Source organism: Saccharibacillus kuerlensis DSM 22868 (assembly GCF_000378145.1).
Lineage (GTDB): Bacteria > Bacillota > Bacilli > Paenibacillales > Paenibacillaceae > Saccharibacillus > Saccharibacillus kuerlensis.
This window is the reverse complement of sequence record NZ_KB899320.1, coordinates 1-11,115: the sequence shown is the minus strand read 5'-3', so window position 1 is coordinate 11,115 and position 11,115 is coordinate 1. Positions and strand designations below refer to the sequence as shown.

General features: G+C 55.9%; 3 protein-coding genes and 1 pseudogene. All 4 read left to right on the top strand.

Translation table 11 applies throughout. The features are described from left to right. The first annotated feature begins 249 nt into the window (after positions 1–249). A complete protein-coding gene (locus F456_RS23865; protein ID WP_018979031.1) occupies positions 250–4,914 on the top strand; it encodes a TerB N-terminal domain-containing protein in 4,665 nt (1,554 codons plus the stop codon). A gap of 776 nt (positions 4,915–5,690) precedes the next feature. Next, positions 5,691–6,944: pseudogene (locus tag F456_RS23290) on the top strand (ATP-binding protein); the annotation flags it as partial. Positions 6,945–7,609: 665 nt separating this feature from the next. Next, positions 7,610–9,811 carry a DEAD/DEAH box helicase gene (locus F456_RS0121200; protein ID WP_018979029.1) on the top strand — a complete coding sequence of 734 codons (2,202 nt, stop codon included), beginning with the start codon at positions 7,610–7,612 and terminating at the stop codon, positions 9,809–9,811. Between the two features lie 171 nt (positions 9,812–9,982). Next, positions 9,983–10,615 carry a DUF3221 domain-containing protein gene (locus tag F456_RS23860; RefSeq protein ID WP_018979028.1) on the top strand — a complete coding sequence of 211 codons (633 nt, stop codon included), beginning with the start codon at positions 9,983–9,985 and terminating at the stop codon, positions 10,613–10,615. Positions 10,616–11,115: the final 500 nt, after the last annotated feature.

Below are 11,115 nucleotides of genomic sequence, written 5' to 3'. Positions count from 1 at the left end.
ACCCAACGACCCAACGACCCAACGACCCAACGACCCAACGACCCAACGACCCAACGACCCAACGACCCAACGACCCAACGACCCAACGACCCAACACCCCAGTAATACATGAATTTCGAAAATTAAGAACTATGGTTGGAATCCGTTCATCCACAGGCAAACGATGGTATAATGAACGAATCGAAAAAATCAGAAAAAGCGTTATCGGCATATTAATAAAGTTGTTGGAAAAAGGGGGAGGGGAGTGAAGTGAGCGATTTTTTTGCAAGACCGGCGGCTTATTCTTACGACCTGTACTTAAGTGCGGACGGAGGAGGCAAGTTCTGGCTGAGCGCAACGGATGGAGAAGGCCCCGTTCTGCTTCGGGATGCCTTGATTCCACTACCGCGTTATATGCTGCCTGAGTATCGACTGAACCGGGAAGAGGCCCCAATCCGTGCTTCCCGGTTGCTTGTTGTACGCGATACGCTGCTTAGGGCAATCGAACGTGAGGATGCGCCGGGGCTGTATCTGCATATGGACGACAAGGTCGAATTGGCAATGATGGCGGACCCCGATCAAGAACCGGACCTGACGTTTTTCCTCGATGGAGAACGTTCTTCATTGATCGGCCGCCTCCCGGAAGGAGCACTGTATCTGGAACCCGGGTGGTTCGGGCGCTTTGGGGATGCCGGTTATGAGCTGATCGATATGCCGGGCTTCGAGGAGGATGACCTGGATTGGATCGGGCGGCGAATTGGGCCGGATGAATGGGAAGAGCTGCTGGTCCGAGTAATTCCGTCTATGCGTGAACGCCGGATAAGAGTACGAAGCGAGATCGAATACTTGTCGGAACCGGCAGGAAGTCTGGAAATTCTGGACTGCGGCGAAGATTACGCAGCGGTTCGGGTATTCGGAGGCGAACAGGCACTGCGCATGAGGGAACTGAATGGATATGTGCTGACCGCGTCTTGGATCTCGGAGAAGAGCGCAGGGACAGAGAGCGGAGAAGCGAAGGGAGAAGGAATCCCGGAAGCAGAGAAACCCGAAGGACTTGAGAAGGGCAAAGAGTCCAGGAATACTGAAGAATTCAAGAATCCTGCAGAATCCGATAAGACCGGGAAATTCGAGAAGACTGAAGAGTCTGTGAGGACCGGGAGATCTGAGAAGACCGAGGAGCCGGAAGAATCCGGAAAAGTCTCGGATGCGGGGAATGTTGAGGACTTGGGAGTCCGTCTGGTAGAATCCCTGCCTGTACCTCCAGATTCCGGAGAGAGTGCCGAAGGTGCCTTTGTCATGCGTCCCGCGCTGGAAGGCGAGATTGTGCAGCGCCTGTTCGGCTGCCCGACCGGCGGAACGGCTCGTGGAGATGAGCTGGCGGAGTTCGCCCGTCTGTCCGAGCGGGAATGGGGATCGCTCGTAAAGGGGGAGGCTGCGGCGAAGTTCCGCGATCTGCATCGACTCTACGACACGGCTGACTGGAGCTGGTCGCTCCGAGGAGGCCCTGTTGTAGAGCGCGGCGTAGGCGTTGTACGCGCCGAGCCCGTGCTGAGCGCAGGCGGGCGGCAGTTTACGGCCGCCGAGCTTACCGGCGCCTGGAGCGAAGGGCGCCGGTATCTGCGCCTCGAGGACGGATGGATCGACCTCGAGGCGCCTGAGTTTGCCCGAAGCCTGCGCGAACACGGCGCGGGCGGAGGATCTGCCGGCTTGATCACGGCCGGCTTCTCGTACCGGCAGCGTATCGGGCTGCCGGGGGAAGGGGTAGCCGGAGAGCTGCTGCTCGTGCTCGAAGGGCCGAAGCCTGCTAAGGCCGACGAAGAGAGGCCGGCGCTGGCGCATCTGCGCTACCTGGCCGGCTGGGGCATGAACGGCGGCCTGCACGGCGGAGCCGAGCGGTGGCTGGCGGAGCTGGGAGAATTTGCGGAGGAGACACTCGCCGCTTCGCCGGACTGCCGGCTCGTTGTTGCCGGGCGGCGCGAACTGCTGACGGCGCTTGCCGAAACCGCAGGCGCTGTCTCGCCGCTTATGCTGGGCGCGGAAGGGGCAGGCGAAGGCCGCAGAGAGGCTGATGAAATCGGCAAGTTCGAAAATGCCGATAGCAGTGACGTAACCCATGCAGCCAATAGAATCATTGGAACCGCTGAAGCAGTAGATGCTAACAATACAGGCAATGCTGGTCATGCCAGCGGCAACACTGACAGTCTGCCGGCTGCGGACGGCGGAATTGCACTGCCTCCGCGCGGATCGGATCGGTCCGGCACTGGTGCTTCGGGGGCTGCCGAAATCAGCGCAGCCGCTTCTTCATCCGGCGAAGTGGTGGAATCCGGTACGCTGATTCTGGCTCCGTTCTCGCTGCTGCAGCGGGCAGATTTCGAAGAGAAGTTGCAGGCGGACATTCTGCTGGTGCTGGAACCGGACGCTGCTGTCCGTTCGGACGAAACGCGTTTGTTCAGCCGGCTCGATGCGGCGGAAGCAAGAGTGCGAATAGCCGTTTATTCGGCAGAAGGACATATGAACGATGCTCGGGTTCGGGCTGTGCAGATCCGTCTGCTGAAGCTGTACGATTCGCTGACGCGCAGCTTTCTGCTGTTGGAACCGGACCGGGGAGCCGTTTCGCCGGGAGCAAGACCGCCGCTGCGTGACGTCCCGGATCTCAAGCTGCCGTCTTGGAGGAAAGGCGCAGGAGGGATGGCTGAGATGTTTGTGGACGAGCCCGAAGCAGCGCCGAAGGCGCCGGTTCGCAGAGGGATGGCGATTCCGCCGCGTCCAAGCGTTGGCATGACCGAGAGCGACCCAGGAGCTGCCGAAGGGCAGGAAGCCGATACGGAGAGCAGATTCTCCCAGAGGTGGGGCGGTGCGTCCGTTCCGGTTAGGCCGGACTTTTCCAAGGAAAAGCCCGAGCCGGACTCACGTGATACAAGATCGTCACACCTTGAGCCAGACTCGCGTGATATGAGATCATCACACCTTGAGCTTGACTCGCGAGATACAAGATTGTCACGGCCTGAGCCGGATAGGAAACCTTCGCCTCTGCAGCCGAAGCGCCGTCCGCAGGATCGCGGCGGATTGGAGGCTCGTCCGGTTCGGCCTGTACAGCAGCAGTCTGCAGAACGCGAATTTGTGCGCAGAGCCAGAGAGAATGCCAACCGTACGGAATCCGAGGTTCCTTTTGTGCCGTTCTCAAGCTACTGGCCGACTTACGCAGCGATGAAGCCGGAGCAGGAACAGTGGTATTTCTATTGGAGAAGCCAATTCCGCAGCGGCGAGAAGGTTGAGACCGATCTCTCTTATCTATTCATCTATATTTATGAGCTGATTAACGGAATCGGTTGGGAGCAGCCGCAGGAAGGCATGGAAGCGATGATCCGCGTCTGGGAGAGTTACCGCGCCCGGTTCCGTCGTCTGGACGGATACATGGCCGACTGGGTGCGCGAATTCGCACTGGTACATGCGCTTGACCTGCCGGAATCGACTGCATTGGAGCAGACGTCCGGTCAGCTCAAAGGCGAACTGCTGGATCTTGAATTGGCCCGTCGATTCGAAGAGACGCCTGCCGATCTGACTTGGGAATTGATCGCCCGGCTGTCAGATTACGACATGACGACAAGCCGTTTCTATAAGGAAGCAGGCAAAAAAACAATGCCTCGCGTTCTGCCGCATATCGTGCGTGCGATCGACGACTATCTGGTTCGCACGCGGGGGATTCGGCTGACGGGATTGTTCCGGGAAGCGGATATCCGGATTACGGAACGCTATCTGTTCCGCAGCGCCGTCTATGATCCCGAATTATACGGCCGGACGTTTCTTGTTCGTGCGCCGAAGCTTGGACTGCATGCGCAGCTGCGCGATTTCATGACGCAGTTGGTGAGGCAGACGGAGAATGAGCTGCGAGCCCGCTTCAAGTTCGGCGGCCGGCTTCGGGGGATCAAGCTGGACCCCGAGATTGCCGAAGTGATTGCCGAGGCGGCAGAGCGGGAATTTCTTCCGCCGGAAGATCGGGTGCTGCCCGAGCCGCCGAAACGCCCAGAGGTCAAGCTTGATTTGGAGGAGTTGGAGAAGCTGCGGCGTGACTCGGAAGAAGTACTGCGTATGCTGACGGGCGAGCTGATGACCGGCGGAAGTTCGGAAACTGAGCGGCAAGCGAATGTAAAGGGCGAGGAATTTTCAGAAAAAGGTACGTCGACCGCTGAAGAAGCGTTCGAACAGCAGGATAGTTCGTTTGGCGAAGTTCGAAGTCGTTCAGAAGAGCCGCAGGATGGGATTCATTCGGAAGCGGCAGATGCCGCGGTTGAAGAGCCGATCGCAGGGGAAATGACCAGCGAAAGCACGATTGACGAAAGCACGATTGACGAAAGCATAATTGACGAATATGAAGGATTTGAGATGCTTGAACTTCCGGAAGACGTCGAAGAAAGCTGGAGCGGCGAACCGGTTCCCGGTGCCTTGTCTTTCGACCCGGCGGCTGAGCCAGGAGGAGCGAACGGGGGCGGAGACAGGCATCCGAGAGCCGAAGCAGAGGAGACTTCTTCCAGACAGGCAGAGGGCGACTTGCTGTCATGCGCCGAAGGGCAGACGGAAGAAGTTGATTCGGGCTCCCAGGCGGAGGGTCGAAACCGCGCAGAAGAATCCGCTCCGACAGTTCCTGCTGCGGACACCGTGGAAGAAGCGGATTGGGACGTTTCGGAGTTGGACGAAGATTGGCAGGCGTTCGCTGCTGCGATTGGCAGTGCCGAGCGGGATATGGTGCGTGCCGTGCTTCTCGGCTTGAGCGAGACGAACAAAATGAGTATTGCTGGCGCATCCGGCGAGCTGCCGGAAACTATGATTGACCGGATCAACGAAGCGGCAATGGAAACAATCGGTGACCTGCTGATCGACGGCGGCGAAGTGCTGGAAGAATATATTCCGTATCTTGAGGGGCTTCGAGGGAATTGAAGTTACAATCGAGAAGGAACGAAGGAACGAAGGAACGAAGGAACGAAGGAACGAAGGAACGAAGGAACGAAGGAACGAAGGAACGAAGGAACGAAGGATGAAAGAGCAAAGAATGCAGCGATGAGGAGATTGAAAAATTAGCTATATGAAGCAGCGGAGTGACGAAATAGCGAAGTAACGAAGCGGCAAATGACCGATCTGATCGTCTGCTGCACCCACACGGCGGCTTGAAATCCATTCATTTTTCATTGATTCAAAGAAAGGTATTTTAAAGCGGAAGAATAGAAGAGACTATGGTATAGTGTGGGCGTGCCGAATATGGGTTTGAGCCACTATAGGTCTGAATCAATATAGCCTAGACCGAGCACGGCTCTGCATAAAAGAAATTCAAATAAGTGCGCAGATACATTTATTTTAGGATTATGACTTCATTTGAAAAAATAAGTGCGCAGATGCAATTATTTTTGCGAAATCGATGCTGCACAGGAAGATTTGTCCGAATTAAGTGTATCCTGGCATCTAATCGTTGAAAAAAGGACCATAGGCCGGAATTAATTGCATTGCTGCACTTATTATCGCCTAACTGCTAACTGCTAACTGCTAACTGCTAACTGCTAACTGTTAACTGCTTCATGAAGCGAGTCTTCTGGTCGATGGATTTAAGAGTTCTTTTCAGACTCATTTTCAGACTAGTTTTAGACTTCGAGGAATAACAACGTAGAACGAACAACCAGATGTAAAAAGGTTTGTACGGCAATATTCGGAGGTGACTGACATTGAATCAAACGAAGATCCCCAAGCGGATTTCGTCTGCGCTGGTAAACTCGCTGAGCGCCGGCGTGGTGCCGCGGATCGGACTTGAATATATAGCGGTCGGGCGCAAGCTCGAGATCGAATCGGTGCTCAGGGAGTTGGGCAGCGTAGCGGAAGGCGGCGCGGCTTTTAAGCTGATTACGGGCCGGTATGGCAGCGGTAAGAGCTTCCTGATCCAGATTCTGCGCAATTATGCGATGGATCGAGATTTTGTGGTGGCGGATGCGGATTTGTCGCCGGAACGGCGTCTTGTAGGAACGAAGGGACAAGGCTTGGCCACATACCGCGAACTGATGACGCACCTGTCCACGCGGACCCGTCCCGACGGCGGCGCGCTGGAAGCGATCCTGCAGAAGTGGTTTGGTTCCCTACAGCAGCAGGCAATGGCGGAGCTGAGTCTGCGTCCGGACGACGAAAAGCTTCCGCTTGAAGTAGAGCGCCGTATTTTCGAAGTGACAGGCAATATGGAACATATGGTGCACGGATTCGATTTTGCAAAAGTGCTGGCTGCTTACTGGAACGGCTACAAGCTGGCCGAAGATGAGCAGAAGCAAAATGCGCTGCGCTGGCTGCGCGGCGAGTTCCCGACCAAGACGGAAGCGCGCAAGGCACTCGGTGTCGGGGTCATTATCGACGACGACAACTGGTACGATTATATGAAATTGTGGGCGGAATTTACGGCTCGCATCGGATATAAAGGACTGCTGCTGTTTATCGACGAAGGCGTCAATCTGTATAAGATTACGAACACCGTTTCGCGGCAGAGCAACTATGAGAAGCTGCTGACAATCTTCAACGATACGATGCAGGGCAAAGCGCAGCATCTGGGCATCTTCCTCGGCGGTACGCCACAGTTCGTGGAAGACCAGCGGCGAGGATTGTTTAGCTATGATGCGCTGCGTTCGCGTCTTGTCGCCGGGCGTTTTGGCGAAGGAGCGGGTATGCTGCATTACGCCGGTCCGATTCTCCGACTGGAAATGCTGTCGCACGCAGAGATTCTCGTACTGCTGGAGAAGCTGCGCGATCTGCACGCTTCGCACTACGGCTATGAAGCGAAGCTCGATCAGCATCAGCTTATGCGATTTATGGAATCGGAGCTGGGCCGGATGGGAGCCGATGCCCTGCTGACTACCCGCGAAGTCGTACGGGACTTCATGGATCTGCTGAATACGATGCATCAATATCCGGAACGCGGCTTCGATCAGCTGCTGCCGGAGACGATGGGTCGTTTGCAGCAGAGCGGAGGATTGTTCGACGATCTTGGCGGCGGGAAACCAGGGATAGGGACAGGCCCAGTCTCCCCAATGCCGACATCCCCGGTATCTGCATCTCCAGCATCGCCATCCTCAGCGCCCGCATCTCCGGTATCGCCATCTCCAGCGTCGGCTCCCTCAGTACCGGATACTTCCGGCGGAAGCCTGAACAACCTCGGTACAGCCGGACTGTCCGGCAGCGCAGGCGGACAGGGAGAAGAGTACGGAGCCGGCCGCGGATACGGCGGGTATGAGAGAGTTTCACCGGCAGCCGGGGCAGCCACGGCTGCCGAGGGTATGCCGGCAGGAGGTTCTCTGCCGGACGAAGGCTTACCTGCCCCGCGTAAGCCGCGCGGCAGCGGCTTTGGCCGCAGCGAAGAAGTCGAAGCGCTGCGAAGCACCGATGTTCACCGTGCAGTCGCTTTGTACGGAGATGACGAGCCTGGCGCTTCCTGTTACAATTCCGGATCTGCACCAAGCGATCTGTCGGAGGTTTCAGGTTCCGGTTCTGCCTCGGAGGAGCGTGCCGGACTGTCCCTTCGAGGTTCCGTCTCTGCCTCGGACGAGCTGTCCAAGCCATCCCGTCCGGACACCGACAACCCGGACGATATTCTGGCGGAGCTTGACCTGTGAGCGCGGAACATCCGTTTTATCGGTTGGCTCCGTTTATTCAGGAATATATTTATCGCAGCGGCTGGGAAGAACTGCGCGAAGTGCAGGTGGAAGCCAGCCGGGTTGTGCTTGACACGAATCATCATATGCTGATCGCTTCCGGTACGGCTTCGGGCAAGACCGAAGCCGCCTTTTTTCCGGCATTAACCCTGCTTGATCAGGAGCCTTCCTCGTCGGTCGGTATTCTGTATATCGGACCGCTCAAAGCGCTGATCAACGATCAGTTCCAGCGTCTTGAAGGACTGATGCGCGATGCGCACATCCCGGTCTGGCATTGGCATGGCGACGTGCCGCAGTCTGAGAAGACCAAAGTCATGCGGAATCCATCGGGTGTGCTCCAGATTACGCCGGAGTCGCTTGAGGGGCTGCTCATGAATCGTCCCAACGCAATTCCGGCATTATTCGGCGATCTGCGCTTTGTTGTAATTGACGAGGTGCATGCTTTTATGGGGGCGGACCGGGGTTCACAGGTGCTGAGTCAGCTGGAGCGGTTATCCCGTATGGCCGGCTGTTCGCCGCGCCGAATCGGACTGTCGGCAACGCTTGGCGACTATGATTCCGTTAAAAATTGGCTGGCTGGTGGCACTCATATTCCGGTCGAGCTGGTCTCGCCGCCGGGCGGACGCAAGCTGCGGCTGTCGATCGAGAACTTTGCCATGCCGGATGCCCGTGACGAGCGGCAGGCGGAAGCGCTGGAGAATGCGAAGAAGTCTTACAACAACTTTATCTACGATCACACTCATCTCAAAAAGGCGCTGATCTTCACCAACAGCCGAACGACAGCCGAGACGACCATCTTGGAGATGCGCCGTATCGCCGCCCTGCGCGAGCAGCCGGATGTGTTTCACGTGCATCATGGCAGCATTTCCTCCATGCTGCGTGAGGAAGCCGAAGCCGCACTGCGTGAAGGATATGGTCCGGCAGTAGCTGCAGCGACACTGACGTTGGAGCTGGGCATCGACCTTGGCAGTCTGGAGCGGGTCATGCAGCTGGGCGCGCCGTATTCCTGCGCGAGCTTCGTGCAGCGGCTTGGTCGTTCCGGACGCCGCGAAGGTGCGGTAGCGGAGATGATGTTCGTCTGCGCGGAAGAGGACGACGAAGAAGCTCAGCTCCCGGCACGCATGCCGTGGACCCTGCTGCGGGCAATTGCAGTCTGCGAATTGTACGTGAAGGAAAAGTGGATCGAACCGCAGGTCGTCCGCAAGCTGCCGCTCGGTTTGCTGTATCACCAGACGATGAGCGTACTGCGCAGCTTTGGCGAAGCGGAGGCGGGCGAACTTGCTCGCGCGGTGCTGACACTGCCGCCTTTTGCGAACTTTACGACGGATCAATATCGTGAACTGCTGGAATATCTGCTTGCAACAGATCATATCGAGCAGACAGAAGAGGGCACACTGATCGTCGGATTGATGGGCGAGCGGGTATCTGGCCATTATCGGTTCTATGCCGTTTTCCCGGATGAAGAAGAGCACTCTGTCTACGACGGTTCGGAGGAGATCGGTTCGATCACGACCGTGCCGCCGGCCGGCTACTGCTTCTCGCTCGCAGGCCGATTGTGGAAAGTTGACGAAGTGGACAATCGGCACAAAGCGGTCTACGTTAAGCATGCCAAAGGCAAAGTCGATACGCTATGGCTGGGAGCGGGCGGTGACATGCACACGCGGATTTTGCGCAAAATGCGCGATATCCTGCGGGAAAACACGCTGTATCCGTATCTGGCACCCAACGCCGCTGCCCGTTTGGAGCGAGCCCGCCGCCTGTCCCGCGAGACCGGTCTGACCGAACGTCTCGTGCTGCCTGCGGGCGGCGATTCCATGTTCGTCATGCCGTGGATCGGCAGTCGGGAATTTCGGACGCTGGAGCGTCTGCTGAAAAACAATCTGTCGCAGCAGCTCTCGCTTCGTTCGATCGTTCCGATGGAGCCGCATTATATGGTCGTGGCCGGACGCACGGATGCAGACGAGCTGCAGCATCTGATCCTGTCGGAGACCGAACGTATGGAAGATTCGATGCAGCTGCTGGACGAGTTCGAAGCGCCTTATCTGGGCAAATACGACGAGTTCACGCCGCCGAGCCTAATCCGTGCAGCTTTTGCAGCGGATGGATTGGATCTGGAAGGGCTGCGGCGGGGACTGCGAATGCAGGACTTGGGCTTGTGAGGAGTTTAGAAAAATAAAAAGAGCCTGCCAGCAGGCTCTTTTTTTATGCTTATAAACCGGTACATTTGCCGATTCCTGCAACCTTTTGCGCAGTTACTCGTCAATAACAGAATAACGATAAGGAAGGGGAGCTGCATTTTGGTCTATTCACGCAAGCAAAGAGAGAGCAGAATGCGCTCAAAATATCTGCCGATTGCGGCTGCTTGTCTGACGGTTTTTGGAACGGCGGGCTGTTCTGGTTTGGAAGTGCAGCAGCCGGCGGCCGCGCAGGTTGAGCAGTTGGAGCGGATCGAGCAGCAGCCCGAAGAAATCGAGCAAAATTCGAAACAAGTGAAAGAGCTTTTCCTGGCAGGAAGCGGATATGTAGTAGATCGGAATGAAAAGGGAAGCATTCTGGTCGTATCGCCGGACCGCCAGAACCTCAGCGCTAATGGAGGAGAAGATTCTTATTACGACGCGATCTGGTTCTCTCTTCCTGAGGAAGTAGCAGGGAACAAGATTGAACTCGGCATGCGGGTAAAAGCTTGGATCGAAGAAGGAACCGGAGTCAACGAGTCTTATCCGGCACAAACGGCTGCGGCCAAAATCGAGATCGAGGAAGATATTCAACCCGATGGTGCAAAATTGCTGCAGTCGGAAGCGGTACGGCAGGCGCTTCAATCGCTGAAGACCGAAGATGTCCGACTGCCGGTTGTGCTTGGCGCGAGTTATAAAGCGGATCAAGAAGTATGGACAATCGATCTGCTGGATGCAGGCAAGTTGAAGCAAGAACCGATGTCCGTTGATATCGAAGATAAGGCTTAAAGTGTGTAGAACTTGAAATTATGATCTGCAAGCGCAAGAGTCTTGAAGTATGTGATTTTGAAGTATGAAAATCTTAAAACATAAGAATTTTAAAATCTATAAATAATGCTGCGGCATTCTATCTTTTCCATAGGCTAACGAATTCTGATATCGCTATTTCCCGATTTCAGATCTTTTTTCAAATCTAACGAATCCTTATATCGCTATAGTCTCGCAAAAGGTCCTTTTACAGCCAATTCGCCTTAAATAACGTGATAAGGATTCGTTAGAATTTGTATTCGCCGCTTGAAGAGCAAATAGCGTGATAAGGATTCGTTAGCGGCAAGGAAAACTACCAAACAAACGTCGTGCGCCTTGAGGCGAATCATTTTCTTGATACGCAAACAGCCCGGACCTCGGTCCGGGCTGTTTGCGTATCGACTGTTTGCGTATCGACTGTTTGCGTATCGACTGTTTGCGTATCGACTGTTTGCGTATCGACTGTTTGCGTATCGACTGTT